Origin of the sequence: Lentihominibacter hominis, from assembly GCF_014385065.1 — a bacterium.
Taxonomy (GTDB): domain Bacteria; phylum Bacillota; class Clostridia; order Peptostreptococcales; family Anaerovoracaceae; genus Lentihominibacter; species Lentihominibacter hominis.
Genome location: NZ_JACRTA010000002.1, coordinates 351,856 through 369,045, shown reverse-complemented (window position 1 = coordinate 369,045; position 17,190 = coordinate 351,856). Strand labels below are relative to the sequence as shown.

Sequence of the window (17,190 nt, the reverse complement as noted above, 5' to 3'; positions counted from 1 at the left end):
CCCTCCTATTTGAACTGATTTATGAAGCGCATATCGTTCTCATAAAATAATCTTATATCATCGACGCCATATTTGAGCATAGCAACTCTCTCCACTCCCATACCAAAAGCGAATCCGGTGTACTTTTCCGTATCAATACCGCCTACTTCCAGCACATGCGGATGCACCATGCCGCAGCCTAATATTTCAATCCATCCGCTTCCTTTACACACTCTGCATCCTTTCCCGCCGCATTTAAAGCATGATACGTCCATTTCGGCACTCGGCTCCGTAAATGGGAAATGATGAGGTCTGAATTTAGTTTTTGTACTTGTACCGAAAAGCTGTTTTGCAAAACTGTCAAGAGTTCCTTTCAAATCAGCCATCGTGATCCCTTCATCTACCACCAAACCTTCTATCTGATGAAACATAGGTGAGTGAGTGGCATCAGGGGTATCACATCTGAAACATCTCCCCGGAGAAACAACTTTTATAGGAGGATCCTGCTTAAGCAGTGTTCTCACCTGTACCGGCGAAGTCTGAGTTCTCAGCAGTGTATCCTTTGTTATATAAAAAGTATCGGTCATATCTCTTGACGGATGATTAGGTCCGGCATTCAATGCGTCAAAGTTATTGAACACCGTTTCAACCTCGGGACCTTCTGTTATTGAAAATCCCATATTCATGAAAACTTTTGAAACTTCCTCTATAGTTATGGTAAGAGGGTGTTTAACTCCGAGATTTATTTCTTTTCCAGGCTCGGTCACATCAAGTCTTTCAATTTTAAACTGCGCTTCCTTTGCTGCTGCTTTCACAGTTTCAAATTTTTCCTCCAGGAGCTTTTCTATTTCGGCTCTGACCTTATTGGCCATCTGACCGGTTTCTTTTCGCTCTTCAGGAGACAGTTTGCCCATCCCTCTTAGGATTTCTGTAAGTCTGCCTTTCTTTCCTAAAACCTTGACTCTTATATCATCAGTCTGAGCCAGCGTGGACGCTTCTTTAAGCTGTACCTTCACCTCTTCTAAAATCTTGTTCAACTGAGCTTGCATTTTATCTACCTCTCATTTAAAATTTATCTTTTGTGACTGGTACATAAGTATGCCGGCAGCCACCGCCGCATTAAGCGACTCTATAGATCCCTCCATAGGGATCTTTATTTTTAAATCTGCGCTGTTTATAAAATCATCCCTTACACCTTGTCCTTCGTTGCCTATAACAACAGCAACATTCGATGTAAGGTCAACATCAAAACAACTGACATCCGTATCAAAACATGTAACGACCATTTTTTTCCCTGTAATCTTAATCAACTCTGTCGCCTCAGCAACTGTGTCTGCATTTATGACAGGCATTCTGAAAAGTGATCCTGCCGCAGCTCTTACAACCTTTGGCGAATACACATCTCCGCTCCCTCGCATCATGATAATTCCCTTATAACCTGCAGCCTCGGCAGTCCTTATTATCGTCCCTATATTCCCCGGATCCTGCAACCTATCCATGATCAATATATTACCATCTTTAACAGATTCAGAAAAACTTTTATTATCATACGAATATTTCTCAGCAACAGCTATTATCCCCTGAGACGACTCAGTATCAGAAAGCCTGTTAAATAAATCACGGCTCAGAATAATAGTATCCGTTTCCGTAAAAACCGGTCTGTTTTCCGTTCCTTCACGCAAAAATACCGTTTTTATTTTTACATCCATATAAAACGCATCCTCGAGAGGTTTAACGCCTTCAAGAAGATACATGCCTGTTTCATCTCTGTATTTCTTTTTTAAAAGCCTGAGAGCTTTTTTGTATATAGAATTATTCTTTGACGTAATAATTTTCATTATTTATGAAATCAGAACAATAGCCGGTCATAACCGGCTATTGGAATACTCTTTTCCTTTCTCTATCTCTGCAAGAAAGTAGGAATGTCAATGCGTGACGATCCTTTGTAAACATCATCCTCAGCAGCCGCAGTCTTCTGTTCCTGTGGTTCTTCCACATTTGTGCTGTTTTCCAGAGGACTTGTTCCAGGGATAACAGAACTGTTAAGCAAATCACTGTTGCTTTTCTCAAATCCGGCAGCAATTACCGTCACTGATATTTCATCCTGCAGATCTTCCTTGATGGACGCTCCCAAAATAATTATAGCATTTTTATCAGCTTCTTCATCAATCTGACTTGCGACTTTGTCCACATCAAACATGGTAAGATCCCTGCCGCCTGTTATATTGATAAGAACCGCTCTTGCTCCCGATATCTTGGTTTCAAGAAGAGGGCTGTCAATAGCATCTCTGACCGCATCGTTGAGCTTGTCCTCGCCTTTTCCGACTCCCACTCCCATATGTACGATTCCTCTATCCTTCATAATCGTAGTAACATCGGCAAAGTCAAGATTTATAAGGGCATCATCAACTATGATATCGGAAATACCCTGAACACCTTTTTTGAGAACCTCATCGGCGAGTTCAAAAGCCTCTAAAAGAGAGGTCTGTTCCTGAACAGTCTCAAGTAGTTTATCATTAGGAACCACTACGAGAGAATCAACATACTTTTTAAGAAACTTTATTCCAAGTTCAGCATGTTCACTTCTCTTCTTTCCTTCAAATCTGAAAGGCTTTGTAACAACACCCACGGTCAAAATCCCCATATCCTTAGCTATCTTAGCTATTATAGGAGCTGCTCCGGTACCGGTACCTCCTCCCATTCCGCATGTGACAAAGATCATATCAGAACCTGCGATGAATTTTTCAAGATCTTCCAGATTTTCTTCTGCCGATTTCTGACCTACCTCAGGATTTCCTCCCGCCCCCAGACCTTTCGTAAGCTTCTCACCTATCTGTATTTTGGTTTCGGCCTTACTCTTAGCAAGAGCCTGCTTGTCTGTATTTACGGCTATGAAAGAAACGCCTTTCATGCCTCCGTCTATCATCCTATTAACTGCGTTACATCCGCCGCCACCGACACCAATTACTTTTATCGTCTGCAGCGTCGAGTCATTCATCTCAAATTGTAACATCCAGAGGTACCTCCTATATTTTTATACTTCATAGTTTGAAAATGCAAATTTTAAAAGCATTTTTTTAAATTAAGAACAGGCCCCGGTTTACACGGTTGCCTGTCATATCGTCAAAAACGATATTCCATATTCCTACGTAATAAACATTTACATTATAACATACAAATTTTATGGCGTAAAGGAACAATAATTATTACTGCTTATATTGATAACACCGCTTTCCACGCTTTTCTGATATAAGTTGTAAATAACCGTTCTCAAAGCATCTGATCTTATCGCTTCCAATACATTATCATATTTTCCTTTGCATACAAGATCATCATAAACATATGCTTCTACATTATTTTTTTCGATTTTTATCTTTTTAAAATAAAGATCGTTCTCCTCTGTAGTCTTGATAAGCTCCATTACCTTATCATATATGCCTGTCTCTTCTACTTCTATATTTTTCTTGAGTTCAGCGTTCTTAACAGTTACATTTTCCACAAGAGTGACTTCCCGAGCTTCTTCAGCCACCTCAAGCACCATTCCATCATTGTCAGTAATCAAATATTTCTTTCCTTTGACAAACTGTGCCTTGCCGCTGCGCTCAGTAACATGTATTTCAATCTTATCGGGAAGCTTTCTGTCTACATCCACGTCTTCTACATAAAGATTCTTCTTTATTTTTCTCTGGACAAACCATGGATGCACATCAAAAAGATTCATTCCTATCTTAAGCTCTGAAAGCTTTATTATCTCTTCATCCGAAATTTCTTTATTCCCTACTACTGCAATACCGTCTACGTCAAAATAATCGATATGCGACGCAAAATATAACCCTGTACATATCATGATAAACAATATAAATCTCAGCAGATAATGTTTTTTACGCCGCTTCTTTTTTTTCGCCATTTTTTCCGTACGGTTATCACTTCTCATTTTCTCTAATTTCTCCGCCTAACAGTCTTATCTTTTCTTCTAATTTGCTATATCCCCTTTTAATATATTTAGTGTTTCTTATGACAGTATCTCCTTCAGCCATGAGACCTGCAATAATAAGAGCCGCACCTCCCCTGAGATCTTCGGCTTTGACATCTGTGCCACACAATATATTGTTATTATTTATTATAACTTTTTTTTCGGATATTTCAATATCCGCCCCCATTTTTTTCAGCTGTTTTACATATTCCATTCTGTTTTCAAAGATATTTTCCTCTACTGACGATCCTCTGCCGGCTTTAGTGAGAAAAGCTGTAAGCTGAGGCTGCAAATCCGTAGGAAATCCCGGATAAGGAGCTGTATGTATATGACATCTCACATGTTCGCTTCCACTGGCTTTCGCCCATATTTCATTTTTACTGTATCCTATGCCATAACCGCTCTGCTCCAGGATTGATATAAGTGGAGCTATTAACCTGCGGTCAGTCTCTTTAAGAAGTATCTCTCCTTCCGTAGCCAGAGCCATCAAAAGATACGTGCCCGCTTCTATTCTGTCAGAAATTATTTTGTGTTCGCATCCCTTGAGATCTTTACCGCCTATCACTTCTATCACATTAGTACCAGCTCCTTTCACGCATCCTCCGCAGCGATTTATATACTGCTGCAGATCGATGATCTCCGGCTCTCTGGCACTATTTTCTATTCTTGTGACACCTTCAGCGGCCATTGCCGCCAGCATTAGATTTTCCGTCGCACCCACACTGGGATAATCCAAACTGATATGGGCTCCTTTTAAATTTTCCGCCTGCAGCTTTATAGTCTCTGCTGTATGTACTACATGTACTCCCATCTTTCTAAGGCCTTTTATATGAAGATCTATAGGTCTTTCTCCAATCCTGCAGCCTCCCGGATTACTTATAACAGCTTCACCGCATCTGGCCAGAAGTGATCCTGCCAGAAAGACACTGGAACGCATCTCTTTCATCAGCTCATCCGGTATCCTGCATTCAGAAAGATACGATGCATTGACACACAAAGTATCTCCGTCACGGATTACTTTGCAGCCCAGAGCATTCAATATCTTTACCATGCTTTCTACATCCGATATATCAGGACACATAGTAAATATATTCTCCCCTTTAGTAATGACAGACGCTGCAAGTATAGGAAGCACCGCGTTTTTTGCCCCTGAGATCTTCACTTCACCCGAAAGCCGATTGCCGCCCTTTACATGATAATCACTCAAAAAAAACACCTCCGAACCATATTCTATAATATGTCGGAGGTGTCTTTATCGTTACTGTTTACTGTCTTATTTCAGAACCCATTATATTATCACATATTATTTTTGTTGCCTTTAAAGGCGCACATGAGCGACTTTTTTCTGACATATCTTTTAATATTCCTGAATTATTTTTGAGTTTAAGTATTTCAGACACCAGCTTATCATTATCAAGTTCCTTTTCTTCTATCACTATAGCTCCGCCTTTATCAGCAACTGCCTTTGCATTAAAAAACTGATGATTACCTGTTACAAGAGGCGATGGTATGAAGATAGCCGGTTTGCCGCAGACAGTAGCTTCAGCCACTGTAAGCGCCCCGCTTCTGCTTATGACCAGATCAGATGCGGCCAGATATTTAGCCATATCATAAATATACTCCATTATTCTGACATTGTTTTCTACTTTTATACCTTTGTCTTCAAGCTCTTTATTTATAGCGTCGTAATAATACCCTCCTGTGGCAAGACATATCTTAAAATCTTTTACACCATTAAAAGTTTCTATTATTTTAAGCATAGCTTTATTTACCCTGCCAGCGCCTTGACTGCCTCCGAAAGCCAGCAGAACAAAGTCAGCTGGTTTAAAACCAAGTTCAGCCCTTGCCTCTTCTCTGCTCGTCGTAATGAATTCACTCCTTACAGGATTTCCTGCAACCACATGTTTCTCTGGATATTTAAAATATTTGGATGCCTCTTCAAATCCCAAAAAAAGCTTTTTTACATTCTTTTCCAGCAATTTGTTAGCCATTCCGGGAACAGCATTCTGCTCATGGACATAAGTAGGTATATCCATCTTCTGAGCCGCCTTCATTATCGGAGCACTGGCATAGCCGCCGGTGCCTATGACCACATCAGGCCTGAACTCCTTAAGTATTTCACGGGAGCGTCTGCCCCCTTTCCTCAATTTTTTCATGACTTCAATATTTTTCAAAAGATGTTGTCTGTTAAATCCATCTGCCGATATAAGTTCAATATTATATCCGTTCTCCGGAACCAGTGTGCTTTCCAGCCCTATTTCAGAGCCTACAAAAAGTATCCGGGAATCGGGCTTTCTTTTTTTTATCTCATCAGCGATGGCTATGGCAGGATATATATGGCCTCCTGTACCTCCACAAGTCATTATTACTTTCATTTAATTCACTCCCATATTTTTCGGCCCATGCCTTGATATATTTATCAGTACTCCTGCGGAAAACATGAATATAAGCAATGCGTTTCCGCCGTAGCTTATGAAAGGCAGATTTATTCCTGTAGGAGGCATAGATGATGTTACCACCGCTATGTTCAAAATAACTTGTATGGCTACCATGAGAACTATTCCCGATGCCAGCAGCATACCGAACTGATCCGGCGCATTTATAGCTACATGTGTACCTCTCCATATAAAAAGACAGTACAGAACTATAAGCAAAAGAAGTCCTACAAAGCCGAGTTCTTCGCCTATTATGGCAAGAATAAAGTCATTTTGAGGTTCCGGAAGATACAGGTTTTTCTGCACGCTCTTACCAAGCCCCACACCGAACAAACCTCCTGATCCTAAAGCCAGAAGTGACTGAACTGCCTGATAACCTTCATTGAGAGGATCGGCAAAAGGATCTGTAAAGCTAGTCAACCTTGTATACCAATAGCTATCCTTCATAAAAAGCACTATGCTGAGTATACCTGCTATCCCTACACCTCCGGCAGTAACAACATACCGCCATTTCAGTCCTGCTACAAGCATCATGGCTATGATAATTCCACATACTGTTATAGCTGTGGACAAGTTAGGCTGCATTATTATAAGCCCGCCATATACACCTGCAACTCCAATGAGAGGCAATATGCCTCTCAATATGGACTTTATGCGATTAGTGTCTTCACTTAAAAACCATGCTACAAATAATATAGCCGCCAGCTTAGCTATTTCTCCCGGCATTATAGTAATCGGCCCCAGCCTCAGCCATCTCGTAGCTCCGTTTGTAGTCTGGCCGAGCGGAGTCAGAACCAATATGAGCAAAATGACACTTAGGATACAAACAGGTATAGCCAATTTTTTATACCTTCTGTAATCAAAGGCTGCGCCGAATATCATGGCACCCAGCCCTATAATCACCCACATGCCATGCCTCAGCAGATAACTGTATGCAGTCCCGTCCTGACTTATTGAATAATAATAACTTGCACTGAAAACCATTATCAGTCCGAATATCACCAGCATTAATGTAAAAAGCATCAGCCAGAAGTCCCCTGATTTAAGTTTTATTTTTTTTCTGTTTTTCTTAACCTTCTTTTCTGCTCTTTCCAATTATGTTCGTCACCTTTCCAAAGCTTGAACACAAGCTTTAAAATGCTTTCCTCTCTGTTCAAAACTCGTATACATATCCCAGCTGGCGCATGCAGGCGAAAGCAGCACAACATCCCCGGGCTGAGCTATTCTGTAAGCTTCCCTTACACAAGCTTCCATATCTTTTAATATTATAGAATTGGTAAATCCTTCTTTTTCAGCGACCTCTTTTATTTTTGTTGCGGTCTTCCCCATAAGAAGAAGAGTTTTTACTCTTCCTTCAAAGGCTTTTACAAATTCATCAAAAGAAGCATCTTTATCATATCCTCCCGCTATAAGTATTATATTTTCCTTCATGGCTTCTATAGCTTTTATGGATGCATCCGGATTTGTTCCTTTAGAGTCGTTGACAAACCTTATATCATCTATAGTATTACAAAGTTCTATTCTATGTTCCACTCCTCTGAATTCTCTTAGAACTTTTCCGATCACTTCCGGTTCTATTCCTCCGAAATACGCTATAGCACAAGCCGCAAGAGCATTCTCCAAATTATGTGCTCCTGGTATCTGCAGATCAACAGGTCTGCAGATCTCTGTTATTTTTCCATCTTCGTCTTTTATTATTATCGTATCTCCATCTACATAAACGCCAAAATCAAGAGTTGTCTTCCGGCTGAAAGGAACTACTTTGGCATTACAGTTTTCCGTCAGCCCAAGGCATTCTTTATCATCATAATTTACTACGCAATACTGATCAGGAGTCTGATTCTTAAAAACTGCGGCCTTAGCCCTTCCATAATTTTCCATGGTTTTATGTCTGTCTATATGATCAGGAGTCAAGTTTAAAATTGCTGATACTTCAGGTCTGAAATCCTTTATTGTCTCAAGCTGAAAGCTGCTTGTTTCTGTTATAAGCCAACTGTCCTCTTCTGCTGCCAAAGCCTTTGATATGACAGCTACCCCTATATTGCCGACCACATAAGTCTTCTTACCTGCCTCTTTATATATCTCTCCCACCAACGTAGTAGTGGTAGTCTTACCGTTAGTACCGGTTATAGCTACATATTGGCCGCTTCCTATTCGATACGCAATCTCAAGTTCACCGATTATCTCAGCACCTGCAGTCTTTGCTTTTTTTATAAAGTTCAATTCGGGAGATACTCCCGGGCTGAGTATAAGCATATCGAATATACTCATATCATCAGGTTCACAGCCCAGATAACATGTTACTGACTTGTCTCTGAGAAAAGCCAAAAGCTGGGAGTCTATGCTGTCTTCTGCTTTATTATCCTGAACCGATACATCAGCTCCGAGTTTAACCATCGCCTGCGCTGCTGCTTTTCCTGATTTGCCCATGCCTACTACAAGTATTTTCTTATTTGTTATATCTGTTACGTTTCCCTTTGACATTGTACCTTCTCCTAACCTAACGAATATTTAAATAATTCCCAAACCTATTACACAGCATATGACTGTAAATATCCAAAATGCTATAACTACATGAACTTCCTTAAATCCGCACTTTTCAAAGTGATGATGTATCGGAGCCATTTTAAAAATCCTCTTTCCTTTAGTCAGTTTGAAATAACCCACCTGAAGCACTACAGACAACGCTTCTATCACATATATAAGTCCTACTATAGGAAGAAGCAGCTCCATTTTCATGACTATTGCCGCCGCTGCCAGACCGCCTCCCAGCGCCAATGAACCTGTATCACCCATAAATATCTTAGCCGGGTTCTTATTAAAAACCAAAAATCCCAAGCATCCCCCACAGACAGCCGCACAGAAATATGTTCCTGAAGCTATTCCATAAGTAAGTCCGCCCACTGAAAAAAACAGCGTAACAAGAGCTGTAACACCTGAAGCCAGCCCATCAAGTCCATCAGTTAAATTCACAGCATTCGTCATGGCCAGTACCACGAAAACAATAAAAGGAATATACCATATGCCAAAATCCACATAAACATCAGCTATTGGAATATATACATTAGTGCTTCCCTGGGAGTAGTTGGCGAGAAATACTGCCAAAGCAACAGATATAACTATCTGCAGACCGAATTTTTGATATGCTCGCAGCCCCAGATTATTTTTCTTTATAACCTTAAGATAATCATCAAAGAAACCTATAAATCCAAATCCCAGAAATACGAAAAGAATAACCAGCATATCTGATACACTGCCACCCCACACAAGACCCGCAATAAGAGTGGCTGCCACTGCACTTATTATTATGGCTATACCTCCCATACTGGGAGTACCCGCTTTAGACAAATGGGACTGAGGACCATCTTCTCTTATATTCTGTCCCGCCTTAGCCCTCAAAATAGGAATCTCCAGCTTTGTCAAAACAACAGAGATTATAAACGCTATTATAATAATTATTCCGATATTAATGTAACTCATGGCGTCTCCTAAATTTTTAAAACTTTTTCTACTATCTGTTCCATCTTCATTGCTCTGGAACCTTTAACTAAGATTATGTCCCCAGGACCTATCAGTTGATTCATTTTATCATATAAATCTTCTTTTTTTTCAAAATAGATAACCTCAGGCTTTCCTCCTGAAGCCCCTTCAGCTATATACTTTGCCATACAGCCCACAGCTATCACTTTATTTATACGAAGTCCTCTTGCAAAAAGCCCGACGCTCAAATGCTGTCTCTGACTTTGCTCTCCAAGTTCATACATATCTCCAAGTATTGCTGTTTTACTGCCGCTGCAGGGGCTTTTTTCCAGAACTTTCATTGCGCTTTTCATGGAATCCGGGCTTGCATTATAAGTATCATCAATAACTGTAACTCCATGATTTTCAAGGCATTTAAGCCTGCTCCCCGTAAGTTCAACCTTTGAAAGGCCTATGTTCTCCTGATCTTCAGAAACTTCCAGAAGATCACCAACAGCTAACGCCAGTGTTCCATTTACAGCATTATGCCTTCCTGGAACAGGGATCCTGATCTTTCTGTTTTTTTCCATATGCTCAAGAGTAAACTGTATACCTTTTAACCCAAAATCATCAATATGGGATATTATATAATCACTTTTTCCATCCGATCCCACTACTATCTGACTATATTGGCCTTCTGTGTTTTCTCTGGTCAAAAATTCTCCATCCCACGGAAATATCAGTGTTCCGGGATTCCCTTTATAAGAAGTTATATGTTTTGTCACTTCCATCTTAGCTTTGAATATACCTTCACGGCTCCCCAGATTTTCTATATGTGAAACTCCGATATTTGTTATAACTGCTATGTGAGGTTTCACTATTTCTGCCAGTCTGTCAATCTCTCCGAATTTGTCCATACCCATTTCGAGTACAGCAGCCTGCATACTGCTGTCAAATTGAAATATTGAAAGCGGAAGACCTATATCATTATTAAAATTCTTCATATTTCTTCCACATGAGAATTTTTCTTTCAGGACATAGTATATCATATCCCTTGTGGAAGTCTTTCCCACGCTTCCCGTAACTGCAATCTTTATGAGATCTAAAGTATCAAGATAGTATTTAGCCAGCTCTCCCATGGCATAAACAGTATCATCTACTTCTATAACATTAAAATCTATTGCATCCACATCATCCGGCCATCCGTTTTGATGAGATACCAAAACAGTTCTGCACCCGGATCTTAATGCCTGAGGTATGTATTTATGGCCGTCCTGTTTCTCTCCCGACACAGCAACGAACATATCTCCGGCCCCGCACTCACGCGAATCATGCTTGACTCCTGTTATGAAATTTTCACCGCACTTTTTTATTAAAGAACCGTTTACTGCTTTAACAACAGCGTCTATTGATATTTTATCCATATATACCTGCTTATTTATATAAATAAATTTTACTGCCTTTTTTTACTTTAGTTCCTGCCGCAGGATACTGTTTCGTAACTATGAAATTACTTTCAGCTGCAGCATCCTCATCTGTATCATAAGACAATGAATCACCGGCCAATATTCCAATGGCTTCACTTATCTGCTGGCCTACTACGTCAGGCACTTCCACTTTTTCTTTATCTGCTTCCTTTTGGCTTTCTTCATCAGGAGAAATATTGAGATATCTCAGCGAATCCGAAAGGATCTGCTGCACTCCCGGAGCAGCAGTAACGCTTCCGTATCTTACACCTTCAGGACTGTCGGCTATTACAAGGACTGCAATCTGGGGATCATCCATAGGCGCCATGGCAATACAGGAAGAATAAGTATCTCCACTGTATCCCGAACCGTCTTCCTTTACTTTCTCAGCTGTACCGGTCTTTGCTCCGACTTTGTATCCTTCAACGGCAGCAGTTCCGCCGCCGCCTTCATCTACTACGAACTGCATTATATCACATATCTCGTCAGCAGTTTCTTTAGATACCACCTGTCTTACTACCTTTTCATCAAATTTTTCTACTGTATTGCCGTCGGAATCCTTGAGTTCTTTGACAAGCCGCGGTTCCATCAGTTTTCCTTCATTTCCGAAGGCGCTTACAGCTGTTATCAACTGTATAGGTGTCAGCGCAACACCCTGCCCGAATCCTATGGTAGCAAGACCAACAGGACCCGCCGTTTCCTTTGACTGCAAGATAGCAGTACCTTCACCGGGAAAATCTATACCTGTTGTTCCTGTTATACCAAAGGTTGCCATGTAATTATAGAATTTATCTATACCTATATCAGTTGCCAACTTGACAAAAACAGGGTTGCATGAATTACCGACTGCTTGTTTCAGGTTCTGAGTTCCGTGCGGATTCTCACTCCTCCAGCAGTGGATAGTCTGACCTGCTACTACTACAGATCCTGTACAAGTAAACGTAGCATCAAGATCAGTAATACCCTCCTCAAGAGCTATAGCAGTTGTAAGAAGTTTAAATGTGGATCCCGGCTCATATACGTCCGATATTAATGAGTTTCTCCACATTTTATTCCAATATGCTACTTTTTCACTGTCAGACATCTTTTCAAGCTTTTTCTGTTCTTCTTTATCAAGAGGTGTCTTAGGATCATTCAGATCGAACTCAGGAGTCTGTGCCATAGCCAGTATTTCTCCGTTTTTGGGGTTCATAACTATAGCCATGACTCTTTTGGAACTGGTCTTTTCCTGAACTTGCGCTATAGCCTTTTCCGTATAATGCTGTATCACCTGATCTATAGTAGTCACTATACTATATCCGTCCTCTGCCTGATAATACTTTTCTTTTCCGTAAGACAGCCTGTTTCCACTGGTGTCAGTATAATTTATCCACCTTCCCGAAACGCCGCTCAAATATGTATTATACTGCAGCTCTAATCCCGAAAGACCTGAGTTATCATCTGTTACTGTTCCAAGAGTGTGGGATGCAAAAGCTCCCAAAGGATAACTTCGTTTCGTATCTTCCGCTATTTCAATACCAGAAAGTTTAGCTTCTCTTATTTTATCAGCGGTATCCTTGTCTACACCTTTTTTTATTTTGACTATGCTCTGTTCTTTAGTTACCTGTTCTTTCACATCCTCATAATCAAGTTCCAGTGTCTGTGAGAGAGTTTTGGCAACCTTTTCTATATTGGCATTCTTCTCTTCCTTAGTTTCCCCTGATTTTACATCCGTAGGTCTTGCCCATATAGTATAACATGTCACACTGACAGCAAGCTCATTGCCGTTTGTATCATAGATCATTCCCCGTTCTGCTTCTATCGGCGTATCTCTTGTTTGCTGCTCAACTGCTTTTTCCGAATATTCGCTCCCCTTCACGATCTGTATCCAGCCTAATCTAATGCATAGTATCAAAAGGCAGATAAAAACAATAATCAAGATTATTATCAAATTTTTTTTACTGCTATTTAATGTCGTCACTTTACTCCCCTCTACATAAAAAGTGATCCCGGACATATTTATCAGTTTTATCTGTCCGGGTACCATAGTTACATTTTATTATCATCAACTACGACATATTATATTTTTTTTGATCAATTATATGCCTTTTCCTTTATTATATCGGAAAACCCTTCTTCGGGGATATCATCGCTTGTTATATATACCCTGTCTTTATCGCTCGGATATGCCATTTTCAGTTCGCTTGTCGCTTTGCTTTCTATGTAATCCACATTATTGGCACTGTAAACCTTAACTTGAAGATTCTCTATCTCTCCCATTAAAGCACTGTTTTCTTTTATCATAGAATTTATATTATATCTGAGATTAGCTGTATATGCTGTTATTATTATTAAGACTATCATTGCTATGCCTACAGCCAACACCATGGAAAACGCCACTTTTTTTCCGCTTCCTATAGGAAGAGTAATCTTTTTAGAGCTCCGTTTCCTCCTTGAGCGTATCCTGGTCTCAGGCTTCGGTTTCATATCCAGTCCATATTTTTGATAATTTTTTTGATATTCATACCATCTTTCAGGTGCTATCATCTCAATACCTCTTCTTTTCTATAACCCTCAGCTTAGCGCTTCTCGCTCTGGGATTATCATTCAGTTCATCTTTTCCGGAAACTATCGGTTTTCCTGTAACTTTCTTCATATCAGACACTTTTCCACAGACACATACAGGAAACTCTTTCGGACATGTACATGGATTAAGTCTTCTGTTAAAAGATTCCTTGACTATGCGATCTTCAAGAGAATGGAAAGTTATTATGCATAACCTTCCTCCCGGAAGTAATATGTCACAGAATTCATCTATGGCATGTTTCAACTGCTCCAGTTCACTGTTTACTTCTATTCTGATGGCCTGAAATGTCCTTTTGGCAGGATGGGGACCATCTCTTCTGGCTGATGCCGGAATTGCCGCCTTTATTATATCCACAAGCTGCCCTGTAGTTTCTATCTTGCCGTTCTTTCGTTTGTTAACGATAAAATCACTTATACGTGATGCCCATTTTTCTTCACCGTAATTTTTTATAATCTCGGCCAGATGATTCTTATCATATCCATTGACAACGTCATATGCTGAAAATTCATCATCTCTGTTCATCCTCATATCTAATGGGGCATCCTGCATATATGAGAACCCTCTGCCTTTATTATCAAGCTGAAACGAAGAAACGCCTATATCCAGAAGTGCTCCGTTTATGCCGTCTATTCCCAGATTTTCCAGCACTCCTCTTATGTTGGAATATGTATCATGAACAAGCTTCACTGCACAGCTTACATCTGAAAGCCTCTTTCCGGCTGCCTCTATTGCATCTGTATCTCTGTCTATACCTATGAGAGTACCGTCTTTACCAAGATGTTCTGCAATACCCAGTGCATGACCGCCCCCTCCCAGAGTGCCGTCAACATAAATTCCGTTTTCTTTTATCTTTAAATTTGAAATACATTCTTCGTAAAGAACGGGGACATGATTAAAATCCATATTGTTCCATGCTTTCCGCCACTTCACTGGCATTCATCAATTCTCCTGTGTCAGGATCAAGTTCATCATCCCAGTTCTGCCTGCTCCATATTTCAATGGTCTTATCGCTTCCTACTGTGATGAGATCTTTCTCTATTCCTGCATATTCTTTAAGTTCCTGCGGTATGGTAAGCCGTCCCTGCTTGTCCACATCACATTCTGCTGCCGATGAATAGAAATGACGTTTCAGTTTTCTGGCTTGAGGGTTTCCCGTCGGAAGAATATCCAGTTTTTCCTCAACGAATTTCTCCCATTGTTTTCTGGGATAAATGGTGAGACACTTGTCCAAAGATTTAGCTATGATACATCTGCCTTCAAGATCATCTCTGAATTTTGCAGGCACTATTATTCTCGACTTGCTGTCTATTGAGTTGTAATATTTGCCTACAAACATTTATTTAGTTCCCTCCCATTTTTGTTTTACTCCATTTTAAACCACTTCAAACCATTTATCAACAAATTCACTCCACTGATGATTAATTTTACTCCAAAAATAAAAAATACACAAGAATTCTTTTCCATTTACTCTGTCCACAATACTATATATCGTATCAGTAACAAAGAATACGGCACCATATTGTATTTTTATCAATTCCCCTTAAAGTGGTTCAATTCGGAAGTAAAAAAATGATATTTTCTACAAAAAAAGCAGAACGTTCTTTCCTTCGTTCTGCTCTCATAAACAACTCAATTTAGAGATATTATATTTTATAATTTCACAGCCACAGGCTCATCCAGCCAAAGAAAATCTTCTCCTGTAACGCAATCGTAAGCCAATATCCTGACTCCTGCAGTATCTGCCAAGCGCAGTACCTGTCCAAAATCTTCATGTGTCTTATCATTAGGAATAAACATATCCACACCTTTCATCTGTATGACAAATATCACATATGACCGGTACCCATCATCTGCAGCTTTAATCAGTTCTTTTATATGTTTTACACCTCTCTGCGTAGGCGCATCAGGAAACATGGCTACTCCATTGTTTTCCAGGGTCACACCCTTTACTTCCACAAGCGCTTTTCTGCCTTTTGAATCCTTCACATAAAAATCGAGCCTTGAATTTCCATAGCTATACTCACCTTTCACATATTCTGTCTTATCCATTGACGGAAGCACAAGTCTTCCGGATTCCAAAGCCTCCCTGACCACTTTATTAGGCGCCTGCGAATCCATGTTTACTATTACAGAATATTTCGAGATATTTTTTCTTACACCTATAAGCGAATACCTGAGCTTCCGAGTTCCCATTTTTGCATCAAAATCTTCCAAAAACACCTCTGCTCCCGGAACAAGCAATTCTCTGCACCGCCCTGTGTTTTTAACATGTACTTTGAAAATCCGACCTGACATTTCAACATCAGCAAGAAATCTATTGTGTCTTTTTATAAATTTTCCGCAACATACTTTTTCATACTTCATATAACAATTTTACCAAATACTAATGCTAAATGGAAAAACTTTCTTACAATTTTCTTATATTTTCTTTAATTCTCTTGAAAGGCTTCATTTTTAAGTGTAGAATATCGGTAAAGTATAGCATTTCATACAAAGACGTATATAGGAGAATTATGATGAACAAATTAAAGGGATTGAGTTTCGTGTTCCTGGCTGTAGTGATATTCTCAATGTCAGTTCTTACAGGATGCGGAGAAGAAAAATCAGGAAACACGATTAATGAACCTGAGATAACTGTCGATTATCTCAGAACAGACTATGCCCAGCAGCTTACTACTGACGGAGCCGAGATAATGCTGGGGACTGTGGAACTTAATAAAAACGAAGATTCTTATAATGTCACAATAACAGAAAAAGAAGTCGTTCCAAGTTCCAGTTATGACGAAGGATATTATATTGCCGACACAAATGTTACAAAAGGAGCAACGCTCGGTTCAGATGCCAGAATGACATGTCAAGTCGATGGAAAAGAACAGGTCATTAAAGCCGGCGATTTCATAAAAAACCATGAAAACAATCCGGAACAACTCTATACTGTATACCTTATGGGCGATTCTGCCGAACTAATACTTGCCACAGAACCCAAAGATGTAATTACGGAATAATATTTGCCTTCACTGTTTTTTTCAGCAGCAGTCTTTTGTAAATATTTCTCATATAATAAAATTTAAACCTTCTGAGAAAATTTTTCACAGAAGGTTTTTTTCTACATTTCTTTAAAATCGACCCATTCCTTGGCATCTTCCACATCCTGCTCCGAAGGAATCGCTACATTAGATCCCTTTTCTCTTTTTGCGGCATTAGCAAGAGGGAATGTCCTGAAAGCTTCTTTTAGATTTTCTTTCATAGATACTTCTCCTTTTAAGCTTATTCTGCCACAGAAAGTATTTCCTATTCTCAGGGATCTTTAGT

At 39.8% G+C, this 17,190-nt stretch carries 17 protein-coding genes; 1 reads left to right on the top strand and 16 read right to left on the bottom strand.

Annotated elements, in window-relative coordinates; genetic code table 11:
• Window positions 1–5: 5 nt before the first annotated feature.
• From pheS to sfsA, 15 genes are all read right to left on the bottom strand, one after another.
• Window positions 6–1,028, bottom strand: coding sequence for a phenylalanine--tRNA ligase subunit alpha (pheS, locus tag H8692_RS06975; RefSeq protein ID WP_187525319.1), 1,023 nt, complete (start codon window positions 1,026–1,028; stop codon window positions 6–8).
• A gap of 12 nt (window positions 1,029–1,040) precedes the next feature.
• Window positions 1,041–1,817: a TrmH family RNA methyltransferase gene (locus H8692_RS06970; RefSeq protein ID WP_177270390.1), complete on the bottom strand. Its 777-nt coding sequence runs from the start codon at window positions 1,815–1,817 to the stop codon at window positions 1,041–1,043.
• 62 nt (window positions 1,818–1,879) lie between these two features.
• Entirely contained in the window at window positions 1,880–2,992 is a 1,113-nt protein-coding gene (gene ftsZ, locus H8692_RS06965; protein WP_177270388.1) for a cell division protein FtsZ, read from the bottom strand.
• 168 nt (window positions 2,993–3,160) lie between these two features.
• The gene (locus tag H8692_RS06960; RefSeq protein WP_187525318.1) at window positions 3,161–3,913 is read right to left on the bottom strand and encodes a cell division protein FtsQ/DivIB; all 753 of its coding nucleotides are present in this window, start codon (window positions 3,911–3,913) and stop codon (window positions 3,161–3,163) included.
• Complete coding sequence (gene murA / locus H8692_RS06955; RefSeq protein ID WP_177270384.1) at window positions 3,903–5,159, bottom strand: UDP-N-acetylglucosamine 1-carboxyvinyltransferase; 1,257 nt, start codon at window positions 5,157–5,159, stop codon at window positions 3,903–3,905. Before murA ends, H8692_RS06960 begins: the two co-directional genes overlap by 11 nt.
• Before the next feature lie 58 nt (window positions 5,160–5,217).
• Entirely contained in the window at window positions 5,218–6,327 is a 1,110-nt protein-coding gene (murG, locus tag H8692_RS06950; RefSeq protein ID WP_187525317.1) for an undecaprenyldiphospho-muramoylpentapeptide beta-N-acetylglucosaminyltransferase, read from the bottom strand.
• Window positions 6,328–7,482 carry a putative lipid II flippase FtsW gene (ftsW, locus tag H8692_RS06945; RefSeq protein ID WP_243206936.1) on the bottom strand — a complete coding sequence of 385 codons (1,155 nt, stop codon included), beginning with the start codon at window positions 7,480–7,482 and terminating at the stop codon, window positions 6,328–6,330. It lies immediately after the preceding gene.
• Between the two features lie 9 nt (window positions 7,483–7,491).
• Window positions 7,492–8,871, bottom strand: a complete 1,380-nt coding sequence (gene murD / locus H8692_RS06940; protein WP_177270380.1) for a UDP-N-acetylmuramoyl-L-alanine--D-glutamate ligase — start codon at window positions 8,869–8,871, stop codon at window positions 7,492–7,494.
• Between the two features lie 27 nt (window positions 8,872–8,898).
• Window positions 8,899–9,867 carry a phospho-N-acetylmuramoyl-pentapeptide-transferase gene (gene mraY / locus H8692_RS06935; RefSeq protein ID WP_187525316.1) on the bottom strand — a complete coding sequence of 323 codons (969 nt, stop codon included), beginning with the start codon at window positions 9,865–9,867 and terminating at the stop codon, window positions 8,899–8,901.
• 8 nt (window positions 9,868–9,875) lie between these two features.
• A complete protein-coding gene (locus tag H8692_RS06930) occupies window positions 9,876–11,270 on the bottom strand; it encodes a UDP-N-acetylmuramoyl-tripeptide--D-alanyl-D-alanine ligase (RefSeq protein ID WP_187525315.1) in 1,395 nt (464 codons plus the stop codon).
• Between the two features lie 10 nt (window positions 11,271–11,280).
• Window positions 11,281–13,272: a penicillin-binding transpeptidase domain-containing protein gene (locus H8692_RS06925; RefSeq protein ID WP_187525314.1), complete on the bottom strand. Its 1,992-nt coding sequence runs from the start codon at window positions 13,270–13,272 to the stop codon at window positions 11,281–11,283.
• 113 nt (window positions 13,273–13,385) lie between these two features.
• Window positions 13,386–13,838, bottom strand: a complete 453-nt coding sequence (locus tag H8692_RS06920; protein ID WP_177270372.1) for a cell division protein FtsL — start codon at window positions 13,836–13,838, stop codon at window positions 13,386–13,388.
• 1 nt (window position 13,839) lies between these two features.
• On the bottom strand, window positions 13,840–14,781 hold the full coding sequence (gene rsmH, locus H8692_RS06915; RefSeq protein ID WP_177270458.1) for a 16S rRNA (cytosine(1402)-N(4))-methyltransferase RsmH: 942 nt from the start codon (window positions 14,779–14,781) through the stop codon (window positions 13,840–13,842).
• On the bottom strand, window positions 14,771–15,214 hold the full coding sequence (gene mraZ, locus H8692_RS06910; RefSeq protein WP_177270370.1) for a division/cell wall cluster transcriptional repressor MraZ: 444 nt from the start codon (window positions 15,212–15,214) through the stop codon (window positions 14,771–14,773). The genes rsmH and mraZ overlap by 11 nt, the downstream gene beginning before the upstream one ends.
• A 314-nt stretch (window positions 15,215–15,528) precedes the next feature.
• Entirely contained in the window at window positions 15,529–16,242 is a 714-nt protein-coding gene (sfsA, locus tag H8692_RS06905) for a DNA/RNA nuclease SfsA (RefSeq protein WP_187525313.1), read from the bottom strand.
• A 149-nt stretch (window positions 16,243–16,391) separates the two neighbouring features.
• Between sfsA and H8692_RS06900 the strand changes: the two genes are divergently transcribed.
• Window positions 16,392–16,883, top strand: a complete 492-nt coding sequence (locus H8692_RS06900; RefSeq protein ID WP_187525312.1) for a hypothetical protein — start codon at window positions 16,392–16,394, stop codon at window positions 16,881–16,883.
• Between the two features lie 101 nt (window positions 16,884–16,984).
• Here H8692_RS06900 and H8692_RS06895 read toward each other — a convergent pair whose 3' ends face one another.
• Window positions 16,985–17,125 (bottom strand): CDIF630_02480 family spore surface protein, encoded by a 141-nt coding sequence (locus H8692_RS06895; RefSeq protein ID WP_177270365.1) that lies wholly within the window; start codon window positions 17,123–17,125, stop codon window positions 16,985–16,987.
• Window positions 17,126–17,190: the final 65 nt, after the last annotated feature.

What these genes read in the sequence shown, in the direction of transcription:
- pheS (WP_187525319.1), bottom strand. Translation starts at nt 1,028, where the DNA reads ATGCAAGCTCAGTTGAACAAGATTTTAGAAGAGGTGAAGGTACAGCTT.
- ftsZ (WP_177270388.1), bottom strand. Translation starts at nt 2,992, where the DNA reads ATGTTACAATTTGAGATGAATGACTCGACGCTGCAGACGATAAAAGTA.
- rsmH (WP_177270458.1), bottom strand. Translation starts at nt 14,781, where the DNA reads ATGGATTTTAATCATGTCCCCGTTCTTTACGAAGAATGTATTTCAAAT.
- murG (WP_187525317.1), bottom strand. Translation starts at nt 6,327, where the DNA reads ATGAAAGTAATAATGACTTGTGGAGGTACAGGAGGCCATATATATCCT.
- H8692_RS06895 (WP_177270365.1), bottom strand. Translation starts at nt 17,125, where the DNA reads ATGAAAGAAAATCTAAAAGAAGCTTTCAGGACATTCCCTCTTGCTAAT.
- H8692_RS06900 (WP_187525312.1), top strand. Translation starts at nt 16,392, where the DNA reads ATGATGAACAAATTAAAGGGATTGAGTTTCGTGTTCCTGGCTGTAGTG.
- H8692_RS06970 (WP_177270390.1), bottom strand. Translation starts at nt 1,817, where the DNA reads ATGAAAATTATTACGTCAAAGAATAATTCTATATACAAAAAAGCTCTC.
- H8692_RS06960 (WP_187525318.1), bottom strand. Translation starts at nt 3,913, where the DNA reads ATGAGAAGTGATAACCGTACGGAAAAAATGGCGAAAAAAAAGAAGCGG.
- sfsA (WP_187525313.1), bottom strand. Translation starts at nt 16,242, where the DNA reads ATGAAGTATGAAAAAGTATGTTGCGGAAAATTTATAAAAAGACACAAT.
- H8692_RS06930 (WP_187525315.1), bottom strand. Translation starts at nt 11,270, where the DNA reads ATGGATAAAATATCAATAGACGCTGTTGTTAAAGCAGTAAACGGTTCT.
- murD (WP_177270380.1), bottom strand. Translation starts at nt 8,871, where the DNA reads ATGTCAAAGGGAAACGTAACAGATATAACAAATAAGAAAATACTTGTA.
- H8692_RS06920 (WP_177270372.1), bottom strand. Translation starts at nt 13,838, where the DNA reads ATGATAGCACCTGAAAGATGGTATGAATATCAAAAAAATTATCAAAAA.
- mraY (WP_187525316.1), bottom strand. Translation starts at nt 9,867, where the DNA reads ATGAGTTACATTAATATCGGAATAATTATTATAATAGCGTTTATAATC.
- mraZ (WP_177270370.1), bottom strand. Translation starts at nt 15,214, where the DNA reads ATGTTTGTAGGCAAATATTACAACTCAATAGACAGCAAGTCGAGAATA.